This window comes from Psychromonas ossibalaenae ATCC BAA-1528, from assembly GCF_000381745.1.
Classification (GTDB): domain Bacteria; phylum Pseudomonadota; class Gammaproteobacteria; order Enterobacterales; family Psychromonadaceae; genus Psychromonas; species Psychromonas ossibalaenae.
In genome coordinates this window covers 87,250-104,458 of sequence record NZ_KB906977.1, presented here as the reverse complement: position 1 = coordinate 104,458, position 17,209 = coordinate 87,250, and the positions used below count along the sequence as shown (strand labels likewise).

At 41.1% G+C, this 17,209-nt stretch carries 15 protein-coding genes, 3 tRNA genes and 1 pseudogene; 4 read left to right on the top strand and 15 right to left on the bottom strand.

Annotation, left to right across the window (positions count from 1 at the left end):
• Positions 1-68 precede the first annotated feature (68 nt).
• The gene (dxs, locus tag G327_RS0107700) at positions 69-1,928 is read left to right on the top strand and encodes a 1-deoxy-D-xylulose-5-phosphate synthase (protein WP_019614180.1); all 1,860 of its coding nucleotides are present in this window, start codon (positions 69-71) and stop codon (positions 1,926-1,928) included.
• Here the strand turns inward: dxs and G327_RS0107695 are convergent, their stop codons facing one another.
• From G327_RS0107695 to G327_RS0107645, 11 genes are all read right to left on the bottom strand, one after another.
• Positions 1,929-3,416 (bottom strand): ABC transporter substrate-binding protein, encoded by a 1,488-nt coding sequence (locus G327_RS0107695; protein WP_169337225.1) that lies wholly within the window; start codon positions 3,414-3,416, stop codon positions 1,929-1,931.
• A 37-nt stretch (positions 3,417-3,453) separates the two neighbouring features.
• Positions 3,454-3,936, bottom strand: a complete 483-nt coding sequence (locus G327_RS0107690) for a phosphatidylglycerophosphatase A family protein (RefSeq protein ID WP_019614178.1) — start codon at positions 3,934-3,936, stop codon at positions 3,454-3,456.
• A 4-nt stretch (positions 3,937-3,940) separates the two neighbouring features.
• Entirely contained in the window at positions 3,941-4,957 is a 1,017-nt protein-coding gene (thiL, locus tag G327_RS0107685) for a thiamine-phosphate kinase (protein WP_019614177.1), read from the bottom strand.
• A complete protein-coding gene (rluF, locus tag G327_RS24180) occupies positions 4,954-5,862 on the bottom strand; it encodes a 23S rRNA pseudouridine(2604) synthase RluF (protein ID WP_019614176.1) in 909 nt (302 codons plus the stop codon). The genes thiL and rluF overlap by 4 nt, the downstream gene beginning before the upstream one ends.
• 456 nt (positions 5,863-6,318) lie before the next feature.
• Entirely contained in the window at positions 6,319-6,630 is a 312-nt protein-coding gene (locus tag G327_RS0107675) for a hypothetical protein (RefSeq protein WP_019614175.1), read from the bottom strand.
• Between the two features lie 337 nt (positions 6,631-6,967).
• A tRNA-Leu gene (locus G327_RS0107670) sits at positions 6,968-7,053 on the bottom strand.
• Positions 7,054-7,250: 197 nt separating this feature from the next.
• Entirely contained in the window at positions 7,251-8,657 is a 1,407-nt protein-coding gene (locus tag G327_RS0107665) for a peptide MFS transporter (protein ID WP_026339251.1), read from the bottom strand.
• A gap of 1,460 nt (positions 8,658-10,117) precedes the next feature.
• A tRNA-Leu gene (locus tag G327_RS0107660) sits at positions 10,118-10,203 on the bottom strand.
• Positions 10,204-10,492: 289 nt separating this feature from the next.
• Positions 10,493-10,578 (bottom strand) — tRNA-Leu (locus G327_RS0107655).
• 131 nt (positions 10,579-10,709) lie between these two features.
• Complete coding sequence (locus G327_RS0107650) at positions 10,710-11,201, bottom strand: outer membrane beta-barrel protein (RefSeq protein ID WP_019614173.1); 492 nt, start codon at positions 11,199-11,201, stop codon at positions 10,710-10,712.
• Positions 11,202-11,284: 83 nt separating this feature from the next.
• Positions 11,285-12,250 (bottom strand): alpha/beta hydrolase, encoded by a 966-nt coding sequence (locus tag G327_RS0107645; RefSeq protein ID WP_019614172.1) that lies wholly within the window; start codon positions 12,248-12,250, stop codon positions 11,285-11,287.
• A gap of 221 nt (positions 12,251-12,471) precedes the next feature.
• On the opposite strand from G327_RS0107645, the gene G327_RS0107640 reads away from it, so the two are divergent.
• The 3 genes from G327_RS0107640 to G327_RS0107630 all read left to right on the top strand — a co-directional run bounded on the left by G327_RS0107640 (position 12,472) and on the right by G327_RS0107630 (position 14,511).
• Positions 12,472-12,843: a VF530 family protein gene (locus tag G327_RS0107640; protein ID WP_019614171.1), complete on the top strand. Its 372-nt coding sequence runs from the start codon at positions 12,472-12,474 to the stop codon at positions 12,841-12,843.
• Between the two features lie 177 nt (positions 12,844-13,020).
• On the top strand, positions 13,021-13,362 hold the full coding sequence (locus tag G327_RS0107635; protein ID WP_019614170.1) for a DUF3622 domain-containing protein: 342 nt from the start codon (positions 13,021-13,023) through the stop codon (positions 13,360-13,362).
• A 222-nt stretch (positions 13,363-13,584) separates the two neighbouring features.
• Positions 13,585-14,511 (top strand): hypothetical protein, encoded by a 927-nt coding sequence (locus G327_RS0107630; protein ID WP_019614169.1) that lies wholly within the window; start codon positions 13,585-13,587, stop codon positions 14,509-14,511.
• Positions 14,512-14,586: 75 nt separating this feature from the next.
• Here the strand turns inward: G327_RS0107630 and G327_RS0107625 are convergent.
• From G327_RS0107625 to sucC, 4 genes and pseudogenes are all read right to left on the bottom strand, one after another.
• Positions 14,587-14,763 (bottom strand): annotated as a pseudogene (locus tag G327_RS0107625) (succinyl-CoA ligase); the annotation flags it as partial.
• Between the two features lie 114 nt (positions 14,764-14,877).
• On the bottom strand, positions 14,878-15,009 hold the full coding sequence (locus G327_RS26450; protein WP_019614167.1) for a hypothetical protein: 132 nt from the start codon (positions 15,007-15,009) through the stop codon (positions 14,878-14,880).
• 81 nt (positions 15,010-15,090) lie between these two features.
• On the bottom strand, positions 15,091-15,963 hold the full coding sequence (gene sucD, locus G327_RS0107615) for a succinate--CoA ligase subunit alpha (RefSeq protein WP_019614166.1): 873 nt from the start codon (positions 15,961-15,963) through the stop codon (positions 15,091-15,093).
• Positions 15,963-17,129 carry an ADP-forming succinate--CoA ligase subunit beta gene (sucC, locus tag G327_RS0107610; RefSeq protein WP_019614165.1) on the bottom strand — a complete coding sequence of 389 codons (1,167 nt, stop codon included), beginning with the start codon at positions 17,127-17,129 and terminating at the stop codon, positions 15,963-15,965. Before sucC ends, sucD begins: the two co-directional genes overlap by 1 nt.
• Positions 17,130-17,209 lie beyond the last annotated feature (80 nt).

The following is a 17,209-nucleotide window of genomic DNA, read 5'->3' as shown; positions in this document are numbered from 1 at the left end:
TTTCTTCACTGCTGACTGACAGATTCAGCAGTTTCTCTTTATTGTATTTATAAACGCGACTGATAATTATGCCCTTGGATTTAAAAAACTACCCGTTACTTGCAAACATCAATTACCCGGAAGACCTGCGCTTATTAAAAAAAGAACAGCTGCCTGCTTTATGTGATGAATTACGTCAGTTTTTATTAAACAGCGTCAGCAAGACCAGCGGGCATTTAGCTTCAGGGCTGGGTGTTGTAGAGCTAACAGTCGCTCTGCACTATGTTTACCACACCCCTTTTGATCATCTTATTTTTGATGTCGGCCATCAGGCATACCCGCATAAAATTCTGACCGGACGCCGCGATCAGATGGGCAGCATCCGCACATACAAAGGTCTGCATCCCTTCCCGTGGCGTGAAGAGAGTGAATACGACGTATTGAGTGTCGGCCATTCATCTACTTCTATCGGTGCGGCATTGGGTCTGTCTATTGCGGCAGAAAAAGAAAAACTGGATCGTAAAGTGGTTGCTGTAATCGGCGATGGTGCTATCACTGCCGGTATGGCGTTTGAAGCTTTAAACCATGCAGGTGCACTGCACAACGATATGCTGGTTGTTCTTAATGACAATGAGATGTCAATTTCTGAGAATGTCGGTGCACTGAATAATCATTTAGCAAAAATACTTTCCGGCGACCTTTATACGCAGCTGCGTGAAGGCGGTAAAAAAGTACTATCAAATATTCCGCCGATTAAAGAGTTAGCGAAACGCACTGAAGAACACCTTAAAGGCATGGTCTCCCCCGCTACTATCTTTGAAGAATTCGGTTTTAATTACATTGGTCCGATGGACGGCCATAATGTCATCGATCTGGTTGAGACCCTGCGTAATATGCGCGCTCATAGCGGTCCGCAGTTCCTGCATATTATGACAAAAAAAGGTAAAGGTTATAAACAGGCTGAACTGGATCCGATTCGTTATCATGCAGTACCGAAATTCACCCCGGATCAGGACCTGCCCAAAACGGCTGCCGGCTCTCCTACTTTTTCACAAATATTCGGCGGCTGGCTTAACGATATGGCCGATCAGGATGACAAACTGACTGCTATCACACCGGCTATGCGTGAAGGCTCCGGGATGGTGGAGTTTTCTAAACGTCATCCGGATAAATATTATGATGTTGCGATTGCTGAACAGCATGCGGTAACACTGGCTGCCGGTATGGCTATTGCAGGTTTAAACCCGGTAGTCGCCATCTATTCAAGCTTTTTACAACGCGCCTATGACCAGGTTATTCATGATGTCGCTATTCAAAATCAGGGGGTGTTATTCGCCATCGATAGAGCAGGCATAGTCGGTGCAGATGGTCCGACCCACCAGGGCGCATATGATTTAAGCTTTTTACGCTGCGTTCCGAATATGGTCGTTATGACTCCATCCGACGAGCAGGAATGCCGCGACATGCTGTACACCGGCCACCAGCTTAACAGCCCGGCGGCTGTTCGTTATCCACGCGGTACCGGCACTGGAGTTGAAATCAATAAGCAGATGACTCAACTAACTATAGGTAAAGCTAGAGTAGTTAGAGAGGGAGAAACCCTGGCTATTTTATGTTTTGGTACTCTGCTGCAGCAGGCTGTGGCTGTCGCCGAGAACCTTAATGCCACACTGGTTGATATGCGCTTTGTTAAACCGCTTGACAGCGTGCTGCTGGATCAGCTGGCCGAAACACATAGCCGCTTTGTTACCATTGAAGAGAACAGCATTGCCGGTGGAGCAGGCTCAGGCGTTAATGAATATTTAATGGCTGAGAAAGTTAATTTACCGGTATTAAATATCGGTCTGCCTGACGAATTTATTGAACAAGGTACGCAGCAGGAGATCTATCACCTGCTTGGTTTAGACAGTGAAGGGATTGAGCAGCAGATTAATCACTACTGCAGCTGATTATTGAATCAGCTGCAGTTTCTGCCAATAAGCAATACCGTTAACAGAAAATATATCCTGAAGGTTATATTTTCTGTCGGTCCCCCAAACTTTATTTTTAGAGAACAACGGGATAACCAGGTGTGACTGCTGCATTTTTTCAAAAAACACAGCCTGTTTCTCAAGTGAACCTTCAAGCTTTGCCTCTAAAAACCGTTCACTGAAAAAAACAGACAGATGACTCTCCGTAAATAAATTCTGGTAAATATTATCGCGGTCCATTAGTGCAGTCTGCCAGACAGACAAGCTGAAGTCATAACTTGAATGCAGCCTATTCCACTCTTCAGTACGATTAACTTCTGTCGTATTAAGCTTAATGCCGATTCTGCGCATCATATTCGTTAATGCCTGAACAACTTCATTAGTACTACCATTTCGATCAGCCATTACCAGCAGGCTTAACTGTTTCGGCATAGTAACTTTACTGAGCAGGGACTTGGATGTCTTCACATCATATCCTGGCAGCTCCGGATTAGGCAGAGGATTTTCAGTATGCTCCAACGGCCTAAAGATAGAACTAATACTTCCCATACCATGAATGATATGCTTAAGCATACCCTCTTGATTAATTGCCAGGTGAAGCGCATTTCTTGCGTTAGTGCTTTTAAAAACTGGACGTCTAATATCATTCATGGTGAAAAACAATGCATTAGATGACTCAGCCTGCACTAATAATTTAGACTCCGAAATTTCTACACTATCGGCGCTTTCGCTGGAGATGGACTCACTGATATCAACATCATCAGCTAATAATGCGAACAGCCTTGATGTAGCTGATTTCACCTTAATGAAATTAAGCTCTGCTAACGGTGCTTCCTCCTGCCAGTATTTTTCATTACGCACCACCTTCAGATGTAAAGCCGGATTGTATTCCTTAATGATATAAGGGCCGGTGCCGGATATCGACAGTGTCTTAGCTGGGGCAGTCAACATGCTCTGCCTGGTAGTCAGCGCATGTTGAGGTTTACTGTAGAATTTAGAGTCAAGCACAAAAAAGTGGGTTAAATAATCCAGCAGCTGCGAAGTAGACAAAGTACTGTAAACATCAAATGCAGAGCTGTTAACACGTTTAATAGAGGTTATATCTGCAAAAAAAAGTCTAGACTTCTGCTGCTTATTTATCTCGGAAAATGTCCAGACAACATCACGGCTGCTGAGCTTATTACCCGAATGAAATTTAATATTCTTTTTTAAATAAAAACGAGTAATACCGGGCTTTACCGTTTTCCATTTTTTTAATAAACGCCGTTCTAACTGCTGATTTTTCCCCCAGCGTACTAACGGGTCAAAAAACAAGTGACTGAACTGAAGAGCAGGAGCCGCCGCTGCATAGGGTGAAAAATAAACAGGTATCTCATCAACGGCAATATTAACGGCACCGGAAGAAATAGTATCTGCCTTGTTTTGCGCAGAGCAGAATAATGACACTGATAGTAGTATCAGCACCATATAAGCTCTGATGTTAGGCAGACAGTGCTTCATGCAGTTAGCCGTAAAAATGTATTAACAGCTGCAGAACAATAGCAGCAAAAACACCGGCAACAATGTCATCGATCATAATACCGAGGCCGCCGTGCACCTTTTTATCTAGCCAGGAGATAGGGTAAGGTTTTAAAATATCAAAAAAGCGAAACAAGATAAAACCAACCACGGCCCACTGTATGTTGAACGGCACCATTACCATGGTTATCCAGTAACCGACAAATTCATCCCATACAATCGCTTTATGATCGTGTACTCCAAGATCTCGACTGGTTACATGACAAATCCAAAAACCCAGCAGGCTGCTGACAACCAACACCGCAACATACATCTCTAGTGGTAAAAACGACATAAGATAATAAAACGGAATAGCAGCAACCGTACCAAATGTACCCGGTGCTTTATTCGCTAAACCGCTGCCGAAACCTACTGCGGCTAAGTGGACTGGATTACTTAATTTTAAACCTTTCAAATCATCACGTTTCATAATACTAATTTTGACCTTTAAAATGATCCCATCCCTGGAGAGAAAAATAGACAGCTTTATTGTCTTTAAATAATTGAACTAACGGCAGCTGCGGCTGCATAACCGAGCCTATCACAGAAACTGCGGCATTTTTTACTTTGCTTTTTTCGATAAGCTGATTTAACTGTTCAAGTTTAGCTTCGCTAATGGTAAACAGTAATTCATAATCATCTCCTCCGGTTAAAGCATACTGCTCAGCCTGGTGCTCACTAATCGAACCCGACTGTATTTCTTGATGCATAAAATCGGCAAGCGGCAGCTTATCTATATCCAGTCTGGCTGAGCAGCTGGAGGACTTTAAAATATGCTTTAAGTCCTGGGTCAAACCATCCGAAATGTCCATACAGGATGAGGCTAAACTGCGCAATAAAATACCTAATTCAATACGGGGTTCGGTCAGCTCTAAGGCATCAATAAAGTATTGTCTGTTTTCAGGAATACATTCATTTAACCTGCAGGCCAGGCCCAGTGCCCCGCTGCCTAACGAGCCGGAAACACAGATAAGGTCACCAGCCTGAGCGGTGCTGCGCTGTAATGCTAGACCTCGAGGTACAATACCTTTTACCGATACAGTTATCGATAATGGGCCTTTAGTAGTATCACCACCGACCAGCTGTACGTTATATTTATCCGCTAACTCGAAAAATCCACGTGAAAACTCCGCCAGCCAATCGCTATTATTGGCCGCTAATAAATTTTCAGGCAGCGTAATTGCCAGTGAAATCCACTTGGGTAAAGCCCCCATTGCAGCTAAATCACTCAGGTTTACCGCAAGCGATTTATAACCTAAGCGGTACGGATCCACATCAGCAAAAAAATGGATATCACAAACCAGGCTGTCGGTAGTTACCGCCAGCTGATAACCATCGGGAACATCTAAAACAGCACAGTCATCACCAATACCGATTGACACACCATTGTTTTCTGCTTTGCAGCTGCGTTTAAAATAATGATCAATCAGATCAAATTCGCTTAAACTCATTTACGCTTTAGCTTTAAGGTACGTTTTGCCGGTGTCTTTTTATCGTCAGCTGCTGTGCTGTTCTTATTAACAAATATTTTTTTCGGGGCTCGCGGATTATTCTGTTTATTCAAGCCGCGCGGACGAGTCTGTTCAGGACTGCGCTTTGCTTTCGGCTGAGCAGTATTCACAGCAGTTTTAGAAGAAGAAGAGACAGCCCGGTTGATTTCAGCCATTTCCTGTTCAGTTAAATTACGCCATTGTCCCGGTTTCAGTTTATCTACAGTCACCTTCATAATACGGGTACGCTTAAGTTTGGTTACTTCATAGCCCAGATATTCACACATACGGCGGATCTGACGGTTCAAACCTTGAGTCAAAATGATACTGAATACAAAGCGACTCTGCACTTTTACCGTACAAGGCTCTGTAATAGTATCTAAAATCGGTACACCACGCTGCATGCGCTCCACAAAACGTTCACTAAGCGGTTTATCTACTGTCACTAAGTATTCTTTATCATGTGCATTTTCTGCACGCAGAATTTTATTAACAATATCACCATCACTGGTTAAAAAGATTAAACCTTCAGAAGGTTTATCCAGGCGACCGATAGGAAAAATACGCTCTTTATGACCGATAGCATCAATAATATTACCGTACACATCACGTTCAGTGGTACAAGTGATACCAATGGGTTTGTTATAAGCGATATAGATACGGTCTGATTTATTTTCAGCAATGGCATTAATACGTTTGCCGTTGACAACAACCTCATCTCCCGGCTGCACTTTTGTGCCGAGCTCCGGTATCTGACCGTTTATTTTAACGCGATTTTGTTCAATTAATTTATCCGCTTCTCGGCGAGAGCAAAAACCTGAATCACTGATAAATTTATTCAGGCGTTTTTCACTGCTTGTGTTCACAATATTATCCCATTTGAATCATTTCATACCCAAGCTGCTTGAGTATGTGCGCGCATATTAAAGCATAATGAACGCGTCAACGGAAACGTTACTCTCTCTGAGAGTTAAAATTACCGGCGTGTCTGTTTAAACAAGTGAAAAGGCATGGCAGCAGAGGAGAATGAATGGTTAAAAAACAGATATCTGCTGGGATTACTTTGAGAGTAGAACAGCAGCGGCCTATGCGGGTATGGTTAATGTAATCTGCAGTAAAAACGGCTTAAGCAGTGCAGGCGCAGAGTCATAATGAGAAAACATATCCCCCCAAAAAAGACGGTAAAAAAACACCATACACTCGGCAGTAGGCCCGGTAACCAATAAAACGGCAAATGTAAGTGCCAAAGGTGTGGCGGTCAGCCCGCCAGAAATATCAGCACAGAGATTAATAAGTATTTACGACAGCATAAACTACATAACTTAATCTTTTGACTCTGCGTTTTCAGCCGTCTGTTCAGTCCGCCATAAAATCACCTTACACTGGGTGCAGGCATGATAGTGTTTTGTATTGTCTGGATTTTCTTTTTCTGATTTCAATAAACGCTCAACCGTTTCAGATGCACCACAATAACGGCAGCATAACTGACCATCGTCATTATGAGACTTTTCCAGCTCTTTATATTCACTTAATAGAGGCAGCGTTTCCCAGTCTGTCTTACGAGCGGGTCGATTACGGATTAGTACGAAATAAATTACAGCAATAATCACGAACAGGATCAGATATTCAGTCATGTTTTTCCTTAACGAAAAAGTTTTCTATTAAATAAATTTGAGAGAAGAATACGACATTTAAAAAACAGGCCGTTTGATCATACCCTATATTTCTAATATGACAGTATAAATAAGTCCGAATTCCATACGATCCACTTACAGCGATTTTCTTGAATTACAGTCCAATGGATACCGGACTGTAGTCCGCACTGCTCACTAACTCTTAAAACTGGCGTCCAACGGATATCGGCTAGGTCCGTCAATATGTACAAGAAATTCAGGCAAAAAAAAAGCTTCACAATAATGTGAAGCTTTTTTTTGAGTTAGTAAGCAATGAATGCCGAACTAACTCTTGAATTGGTGCCCGGAGACGGACTTGAACCGTCACGCTCAGAAAGCGAGGGATTTTAAATCCCTTGTGTCTACCAATTCCACCACCCGGGCGGTTGCTTAACTACTGTCAAACAAGTGAAGCGAATTGTATAGAATTTTTATTCAACTTCAAGTACTCAGCAGTAAAATATCGGCTAAAACAGTCTGACTGCTGAAAAAGAACACTATTTGCCGATTGAATAAGCAGTTGAAACTCAAAGCCATGATTTTCAATCAAAAGCATTGAGCTTTACTGTCTCAATAAAACACTACGCGGGTTTGACTGCAGAGTCATCCAGATTAATCTGCTGATCAATAACTTTCGCTGAATTGGTTTCTGCACCATGCATCCAGTCAATTAATTTATTCGACATCAGCAGTAAAAGAACACCGGCAACCGTCGCGGTAACTGCGATACCGGCAAAGATCTGCATTGGTCCCGTTTCACCTACATGAGAGCCGATAATACCTGCGACAAAATTAGCAAGCGCATTAAAAGTAAACCATACTCCCATTAGTAGGGATGCCAGACGCAGCGGTGCTAATTTAGTTACCATAGATAACCCGATTGGCGATAAACAAAGTTCACCTAACGTATGGAAGAAGTAAGCACCAACAAGCCACATCATAGAGGTCTTAACTGTTAAATCACCGCCCTGCTCATAAACAGCGCCGATCATAAATAAGAAACCGATAGCCAGCATAAACAAACCTAAAGCAAATTTTACCGGTGAGTTCGGCTCTTTAGGCCCAAGCTTGATCCAGAACATTGCCAGGATAGGCGCAAAAACAATAACAAAAAACGGATTTAATGACTGAAACCAGGTTGCCGGCACTTCAAAATTTCCGATCATGCGGTCCGTATATTCTTGTGAAAAAATATTCATCAAGCCGCCGGCTTGTTCAAATCCGGCCCAGAAAAAGACCACAAACATTCCCATAATCATAATCACTTTCATACGGTCACGTTCAATTTTAGTTAAAGGCTCTTTTTTTCCTGACGGGTTGCGCTCCGCATCAATATGCGCGGCCGGACGCAGGCCAACATCTCCCAGTAAGCGTTTAGCAAAAATAGACTGGGTAATTAAACTAATTATCATACCGATACCAGCAGTCAGAAAGCCCGCTTTCCAGCCGTAAACTGCAGATGCAGATCCTGCAACAATACCCGCAAGCAGTGATCCTAGGTTTATACCCATATAGAAAATTGTAAAAGCACCGTCGCGACGATTATCACCTTCACTGTATAAGTCACCTAACATAGTAGAAACATTAGGTTTAAATAACCCATTACCGATAATAAGCAGTGACAAGCCTAAATAAAAACTAACAAGAACCGACTCTCCAAGAAAGCTGTTAGGCAGCGCCAGGGTAAACTGTCCGACCGCCATTAATGCGCCGCCAATCATCAATGCTTTACGTTGGCCAATGAAATTATCAGCGATCCAGCCGCCGATCAACGGTGTAAAATAAACCAGTCCGGTGTAAATACCGTATAAACTCAACGCATCCTGTGTAGACCAGCCAAGACCACCGTTAATTGTTTTATCGGTTAAGTATAAAACCAGAATGCCGCGCATGGCATAATAGGAAAAACGTTCCCACAATTCCGTTCCAAAGAGTAAAAATAATCCCTTCGGATGCCCCATTAAAGTACCACTATTAGAATTATTCATAATTTTTTTAATCATCTTATATATCCATTTATTTCGACCTATATATATAAAGCAATCGTTTACCTGCTTCAATCCTCCAATCTGCGTATTAAAACCAGGCTGCCTTTGATTTTGTTTTTTAAATGACAATACGTCCAGGATGCGAAATTTATGATTTTGGGGGGAGTAATGCAGATATATTGTTTTATATTTTTTTACATTTATAATACATAAAGACCAAATTTATTACTCTGAACAAACCTATCATCTCCCATACAGAGGCCTCTGCAGAGCTAGCGAACACTTGCCGTGAATAATAGATAAACAACTAATGATTAAAACAAAAGCAAAATACAAGACAAGTGCAGCGGTTTTTATTTTTCTTTCTTTTACTGCGCAAAAAAAACACAACCAATACTGTTGTTAATGCCACGTTAAAAGCACGCCAAGATGTTAAAAATAATCATTGGTATTTAACAATGTCATTTTTGTAACATGCATTCATTTAGGCATCAATCAGTGTATTTTTGTATTCACTTGTTTGTATCTGATATTATTCATGACGGCAAGAAACACTTGTAATTGATTAAAAATTGCTGAATTTAATTGTTTTTTATTCTCAATAACAACATAAAGGCATAATTCACTACTCTCAGAGTGCACAAAAAACAGTATGCCGTGTACAAATAAAACACAACAACGTCCAGTTACCACCAGTCATGCATTGACATTATTCAGATTATTTATCATGCTTTACCTATATCGAGCGATGCAATAGCGCCTAATTAACAGAATAAAAGCAAAAAGAATAAACCGTATTTTTGGAGAAAAAACAAACGTTTTATTGATGTTATTATTTACAAACAGAAGCGTTTTATATAAAGCAGGAATTTAAATGCTATAAGTCATAAATAATACCAATTCCACTAATTAAATGATCTATTGAGGCGTAAGGAAAAATGGATGAATGCCAGGAATTAATTGCAGTAACTAGTCGTTCTAATTGCAAAATTAATAACGAAGCTAGCATTCATTTTAGCAAGCGTAAATGAATAGATAATTAATGGATTTGGTATAACTTAATTCAGGCTATTACTTTAATCTGTGCCGTACTAAGCCGTTAACAACATCAATAATTTTGACAAAAAAAAAGCTCCACGATCAGTTGAGGCTTTTTCTTTGAATTGGTGCCCAATAGGTGCCGGACTGTGTCCGCATTGTTCACTAACTATTTGAACTTGTGCCCTATAGATGCCGGACTTTGTTCGTTAATAACATTAGCAATTTTAGGAAAAAAAAAGCTCCACGATAACGTGAAGCTTTTTCTCTGAATTGGTGCCCAATAGGTGCCGGACTGTGTCCGCATTGTTCACTAACTATTTGAACTTGTACCCAATAGATGCCGGACTTTGTTCGTTAATAACATTAGCAATTTTAGGAAAAAAAAAGCTCCACGATAACGTGAAGCTTTTTCTCTGAATTGGTGCCCGGAGACGGACTTGAACCGTCACGCTCAGAAAGCGAGGGATTTTAAATCCCTTGTGTCTACCAATTCCACCACCCGGGCGACTATCTACGTGTTGCTAGATAAGTGATGCGCATTGTATAGAAATTTAATTTATCTACAAGCACTTATCTTGATTATTTGCTATATATCTTTAAAGATACATTGAAAGGTCAGTTATCACTCACTTACCGTTTAAAGCATGTGCTCATTGAGGTTTTATTATGTTTTCTTAGATTTATAAAATATTCAATCAGGAAGTGCCTGTAGATACCGGAGCAGATACGTCAATATGTACAAAATATTCTGGCAAAAAAAAAGCTTCACGATAACGTGAAGCTTTTTTTCGAATTGGTGCCCGGAGACGGACTTGAACCGTCACGCTCAGAAAGCGAGGGATTTTAAATCCCTTGTGTCTACCAATTCCACCACCCGGGCGGTTATCTGTATACTCTCAGATAAGTGCAGTGAATTGTATAGAATTTTTCTTGGATCACAAGCAGTTAAAGAGAATTAATTTACTAAAAGAGTTCAAGTGATTACAAATCCATCAAAACCGACAGAAACACTTAAAACTTATAACCAATTGTCAGTGATGACTCATTGCCGTCTCTATCTTGAAGATCCATAGCTTTAAAAGCTAAGTCGACATACCCCCCAAAATCTAATGTTGCCCGAATGCCGCCGCCATACTGCATCTCAGTTGTTGAAGAATTTGATAATGTATTTGATTCACTAAGATGAATCATTCCGATTAATGCATAAGGCTTTAAATCCCAGCCGTTAAAATCAAATGTATAACCAATATCGGAGGAGATTCTTGCATAAGTTCCGTCATACTTTAACCAGTCTTGATAATAGTCTTCTTCATAACTACTGCCGGAAATATTCACACCGATGATACGGTTAAATTCGTAACCATATTCAACCAGCACCACATTTTTTGGCAGATAACCACTGTCAACCATACCAATCCCAACACGATGCCCAGAAAAATCCTTTGCAAAAAGACTTGGGCTTGCAAGCAGCAGTGCGCTTAACGGATAAGTATATAGTTTCATATTTGAGACTCAATAGGGAATTAAGTCCAATAAGATATCCGAACTATATTATTAGATGCAATCATCTTTACACTTTCTAATAACTAACTCTTATTTTGATTCAAACTACGCCACACCCACGGCAGCACATAATTCAAATTTTCCCCCATATGATCAACATGCCCTCCGTCAAACTCAAACCAGTCAATATTAATATGTTTATCTTTCAATAACTGCGCAAAAGACTTTGTCTTATTAAAACATAAATCATGAAATCCGGCATCCATTGCCAGATTAATCCCGCTAAGGTTCTGACTATACTGCTCAAATAAGTTAAGTCCGTAAAGCGGGGTAAACTTATGCCAGTCTTCCTCATTAATGGGCAGCTGAATATATAACGGCGGACTTGCAGCATCCGGTAGAGCCTGCTGCGCAAGATTAACCAGCAGGTGAGCATAAATATCTAATGATTCAACCGACTGTTTACCCTGCTGCACTCTTATTAACTGTTCAAAATGACTAGTGTACAGCTCCACCAGCCAGTCATTGTTTCCGGCATACAACTGGGAGCAGCTCATGGCGAAAAAAGTGGAAAAATACCCCGGTTTTTTTAGTGCTAAGCGCAATACTGCATCCCCGCCGGAGCTGTGCCCTATTAAAGCTCTATTTTCAGCCCCCTTTAAACACCTAAACCGGCTCTCAATCTCACGTGTTAAATCAAAACAGATATAATCTAACCAGTTACCTTGAATATCATTATTATTGTAACCCGCACAGGTAAATCGACATCCGTTATCCGGTAAGACATAAATCATTTCCCCTATTTCTCCCTGAATATTCAGCTGCCTGGAGGTTAAGTGTAGTGTCGGATCTGGAAGCGTATCGGAAAACCACCTTTCGGCACTCTCCCCGAAACCATGCAGTAAATAGATCACCGGATAGTATTTATCCCTATTATGGGCATAACTGTCGGGCAGCAGTACTAATACATCACGAACAATACTGTCACCAAGACGGTTATTTTTAAGACTCGGCGCTTGAATTTGTATCACATCATAAACTGGCTTCATGTCTATTCCCTTAATAAAAACCAACATAATCGTAATTGTTCTGAACGGTCATAAAAGTTTAGTCTGTTTTTTGATATAACAACTTGAATACTGATTACATTTTTATACAGCGTGGCGCTTAGGAGGCATACTGTTATTACCTTAACTATATTAACTACGCAAATCATTCACTATTCTCAGTTAAACTTGTACAATCCCCTTTTTTAATTTCAGGCAAGAAAATGAATAACAGTAACGATCCCCTGCATGGTGTAAAACTAGAAAAGATACTAACCGACCTGGAAGCCAAGTTAGGCTGGAAAGAGATGGGAGAGTTACTTAATATTAACTGCTTTATTAATAAGCCCAGACTTAAATCCAGCCTCAAATTTTTGCGTCAAACCCCATGGGCACGCAGTAAAGTCGAGATTTTATATTTGAAAACCTTCTGCAGCGATCATCCGGCCGCGACTAAACTAATCAGAGGCGCAATCGAACGTAAAAGAGCTGATGCCGAGCAGTACAAACAAAAAAACACAGGTCATAAAAAAGACAGTAAAAGTGATCATAATAATGACGATACCTTTACCTGGCCGACGTTGAAAAAAAATTAATAACGGCAAGGCAGGACTAAAGTAAAAATACAATCTGTCACAACAAATTTAAACCTGCGGATAAAAGCCCTTTCATGTTAAAATCCGCGCATACTGTTTATTTTTTGAAAGATCAGCCGGGTTTACGCAGATAAACAGAAAAATAATAATTAATTAAGCACTAGGAAAACAACAAAAATGGCACAAGAAAATAAATTTGATTACAGCATTAAACAAGACGGCGAAAAGTGGAATGCAGAAATCACACGCCGAGTTAGCGCGCGTAGAACCACTGTATCAAAACAGAAAAAAGGGTTTGAAAGCGAAGAACTAGCACAACAATGGGCTAAAAAACAACTAGCAGACTGTATTGAAGCTTTACAAGCGGGTAATAAACGTAAAGCTGAAAAACGTACAGTTCGAAATGAATTAGCGGCGAAAGCTTTAGCAGAAAAAGAAGCAGCAGCGGCTTTATATGAAGAAAAACAAGCTGCATTTTTTGAAGCTGACGAAGATGAAGACGATTTAGAAGAAAAATAATTATCTATACCCAAACGACTCAAAGATCTATCTTGAAATAGTTTGGGTATATACCCGTTATCATTCAAGCTGCAATAAATCAGCAAGTCTTGAAGTAAACAGATTCTAGCCGTGAAGGTAAAAATCTAACGGGTATAAGTAGCTTGTTTAAATAGAACCTGCTGCTATACTGAATTAACTAGGATATTCAGATAGTTAATCAGCTAAGAAGTGAAGGATCACTTGTATAAATTTATTTTCCCCCTTATATTTTTATCTCTTTTCTGCCCAGCTCTGTTCGCCGAAGAAGAGAAAGATGACCCCTGTTTCAGTCAAACATCAGAAAGTGAATTAGTTGATCAAGCCTACAACTATCTAAATAGAAAATTTTGTCAGCCCGCATTATGGTTTGATGAATTTTTTGTAGATGACAGATTTACAGAAGATGCACGTGCAGGCACTATGGTTCGCTGGTACAACGACTTTAAGTTAGTTGAATCAGAGGGCTTTGAATATGATACGCAGTTAAAAGCGCGCTTTCATCTTCCTAAAGGCAGCCGCAAACTAAAAGTTGTATTTGAATCTGATGCAGAAGACCATCTTACCAACTTATTTCCCAATAACAGTGAAACGGCCAACAGCACACTCGGCTTACGTTATGACTGGTATGCTAAAGGGCGCAGTAGTTTTAATGTGAAGGTATCGCTAAGGCCAAGCATTGAAGCCCGCTATCGTTACAGCTACCCTTTTACTGAACAGACTGTCGGGAACTTTACGCAGCGAGTCTACCAGAAGAAAAAAGTAACAGGTGAAGTAACGGAACTGGATGTTGAACATTCATTTAATCCGATATTTTTATTGCGCTGGTCCAATTACTTTAAATACGAAAATGATGTTGAACATTTTGAACTCGGTTCTGGATTGACACTCTATCAATATATTTCCAGAAAACAGGCCCTCAGTTATAAAGCGAGTATGACCGCACATGACAAGCCTCATCACTTTATCAGCAACAGCCACTTATCAGTGACATACAGGCATAACATCCTGCGAAAATGGTTCTTTTATGAATTCACCCCGGAAATAAACTGGCCTAAAGAGCATGACAGCAACCGGGAAAAAGAAGCTGCAGTAACACTACGTTTAGAGGTTTTCTTTGAAAATATTTAAGTCCTTTACCATGCATTAACTTGCAGGGTACTTAACTTAGTGCTTTGCCAATTTCAGCTAAAGATTTAGAGGCTCTTACTCCAGCATTAAGCAGAGAATTACCAGCCGGTTACTTCCCCCATGCATTAAACATAGTGCTTTGCCGATTTCAGCTAAAGATTTAGTTCTTTTCAGACCCGCATCTTCTAATGCTTTAAATTTATCTTCAGCAGTACCTTTACCACCAGCGATAATAGCACCGGAAGATGACAGACCCATACTGGTTTATAAACAACACCTACAGCCACAAAAAAGCCCCGTTAAAACGAGGCTTGTATATTTAGTCTTGTAGGCAAAAAACTACCAGCCGGTTACTTCCCCATGTACTTAACATAGCGCTTTACCGATTTCAGCTAGAGATTTAGTTCTTTTCAGACCCGCATCTTCCAGTGCTTTAAATTTATCTTCAGCAGTACCTTTACCACCAGCGATAATAGCACCGGAAGATGACAGCACCATGCTGGCTTATAAACAACACCTACAGCCACAAAAAAGCCCCGTTAAAACGAGGCTTGTATATTTAGTCTTGTAGGCAAAAAACTACCAGCCGGTTACTTCACGCAATGCTTTACCAATTTCAGCTAAAGATTTAGTCGTTTTCACACCCGCATCTTCCAGTGCTTTAAATTTATCTTCAGCAGTACCTTTACCACCAGCGATAATAGCACCAGCATGACCCATGCGCTTACCTGCAGGTGCAGTTACACCAGCAATGTAAGATACAACAGGTTTGGTCACGTTTGCTTTAATAAATGCAGCAGCTTCTTCTTCCGCAGTACCGCCGATCTCACCAATCATTACGATCGCTTCAGTTTCCGGATCGTCCTGGAATAATGCAAGAATATCAATAAAGCTTGAACCCGGGATAGGGTCACCGCCGATGCCGACGCAGGTAGACTGGCCAAAACCTTCGTCGGTTGTCTGTTTAACTGCTTCGTAAGTTAATGTACCAGAGCGGGATACAATACCGACTTTACCTTTTTTATGAATATGCCCCGGCATAATCCCAATCTTACATTCATCAGGAGTGATAACACCCGGGCAGTTAGGGCCAACCATCACAACACCAGACTGGTCTAATTTAACTTTAACTTCAAGCAGGTCCAGTGTCGGAATGCCTTCGGTAATAGTCACGATCAGTTTGATACCCGCATCTATTGCTTCTAATATTGCATCTTTACAAAATGGTGCCGGTACGTAGATAACCGTTGCCGTTGCGCCCGTTGCCTGCACTGCATCACGTACAGTGTTAAATACAGGAAGGCCAAGGTGAACTTGACCGCCTTTACCCGGCGATACACCGCCGACCATTTGTGTACCGTATTCAATCGCCTGTTCTGAGTGGAATGTGCCCTGCCCGCCGGTGAAACCCTGACAAATTACTTTTGTATCTTTATTAATTAAAATGCTCATTATTTGCCACCTACTGCTTTAACTGACTGCTCTGCCGCATCGCTAAGCGAAGCCGCCGCAATAATGTTCAGGCCTGATTCAGCAAGTTTTGCACGGCCTAACTCTGCGTTATTACCTTCTAAACGAACGATAACCGGAACTGATACGCCTACTTCTTCAACTGCGCCGATAACACCGTCTGCGATTAGATCACAACGAACAATACCACCGAAGATATTAACTAAAACAGCTTCAACTTTATCGTCAGAAAGGATAATTTTGAATGCTTCAGTAACACGCTCTTTGGTTGCACCACCTCCTACATCAAGAAAGTTAGCCGGCTTGCCGCCGTGCAGCTGCACGATATCCATTGTACCCATTGCCAGGCCAGCACCGTTAACCATACAGCCGATGTTTCCATCAAGTGCAACATAGTTTAGTTCCCACTGCGCAGCATGTACTTCACGTGCGTCATCTTGCGTTGCATCATTCATTTCATGAAGTACTTTCTGACGGTACATTGCGTTTGAGTCGATGCTGATTTTGCCGTCTAAACAGATTAAATCATCCTGTGCAGTAACAACCAGCGGGTTGATTTCCAGAAGTGCTAAATCTTTCTCATGAAAAATTGCTGAAAGCCCTAAAAATATTTTTGTAAACTGACCAACCTGTTTACCTGAAAGTCCAAGTTTAAAAGCGAGCTCACGTCCCTGATATGCCTGAGCGCCTACCAGCGGATCAATAATTGCCTGATGAATCAGCTCAGGCGTATCTTGTGCAACTTTTTCAATTTCCACACCGCCTTCCGTGGAAGCCATGAAAATAACACGCTGCGACGCTCTGTCTACAACTGCGCCTAAATAAAGTTCATTAGCAATATCACTGCAGCTTTCAACCAGCAGTTTATTAACCGGCTGACCGTTTGCATCAGTCTGATAAGTTACTAAGTTTTTGCCTAACCATTTATGTGCAAAATCGCGTAAGCCTTCTTTTGATTTCACAAGCTCTACACCGCCCGCCTTACCACGGCCGCCGGCATGCACCTGACATTTAATCACCCATTTGTCTCCGCCTAACTGAGACGCCGCATTGACTGCTTGTTCTGCGCTATCACAGGCAATGCCCTGTGGTACAGGTAAGCCATACTCTGTGAACAACTGTTTTGCCTGATATTCATGCAAATTCATGATTTTTATCCATTTGTTTGGTTAAACATAATGCCCATATTAACTAGGCAGAGGTGATGAAACAATACTACTCACACGTT

Excerpts from the sequence above, each read along its gene's own strand:
- dxs (WP_019614180.1), top strand. The coding sequence starts at position 69 with ATGCCCTTGGATTTAAAAAACTACCCGTTACTTGCAAACATCAATTAC.
- sucC (WP_019614165.1), bottom strand. The coding sequence starts at position 17,129 with ATGAATTTGCATGAATATCAGGCAAAACAGTTGTTCACAGAGTATGGC.
- G327_RS0107695 (WP_169337225.1), bottom strand. The coding sequence starts at position 3,416 with ATGGTGCTGATACTACTATCAGTGTCATTATTCTGCTCTGCGCAAAAC.
- G327_RS0107645 (WP_019614172.1), bottom strand. The coding sequence starts at position 12,250 with ATGAAGCCAGTTTATGATGTGATACAAATTCAAGCGCCGAGTCTTAAA.
- thiL (WP_019614177.1), bottom strand. The coding sequence starts at position 4,957 with ATGAGTTTAAGCGAATTTGATCTGATTGATCATTATTTTAAACGCAGC.
- sucD (WP_019614166.1), bottom strand. The coding sequence starts at position 15,963 with ATGAGCATTTTAATTAATAAAGATACAAAAGTAATTTGTCAGGGTTTC.
- G327_RS0107640 (WP_019614171.1), top strand. The coding sequence starts at position 12,472 with ATGAATAACAGTAACGATCCCCTGCATGGTGTAAAACTAGAAAAGATA.
- G327_RS26450 (WP_019614167.1), bottom strand. The coding sequence starts at position 15,009 with ATGGTGCTGTCATCTTCCGGTGCTATTATCGCTGGTGGTAAAGGTACT.
- G327_RS0107690 (WP_019614178.1), bottom strand. The coding sequence starts at position 3,936 with ATGAAACGTGATGATTTGAAAGGTTTAAAATTAAGTAATCCAGTCCAC.
- G327_RS0107650 (WP_019614173.1), bottom strand. The coding sequence starts at position 11,201 with ATGAAACTATATACTTATCCGTTAAGCGCACTGCTGCTTGCAAGCCCA.
- G327_RS0107665 (WP_026339251.1), bottom strand. The coding sequence starts at position 8,657 with ATGAATAATTCTAATAGTGGTACTTTAATGGGGCATCCGAAGGGATTA.
- G327_RS0107675 (WP_019614175.1), bottom strand. The coding sequence starts at position 6,630 with ATGACTGAATATCTGATCCTGTTCGTGATTATTGCTGTAATTTATTTC.
- G327_RS0107635 (WP_019614170.1), top strand. The coding sequence starts at position 13,021 with ATGGCACAAGAAAATAAATTTGATTACAGCATTAAACAAGACGGCGAA.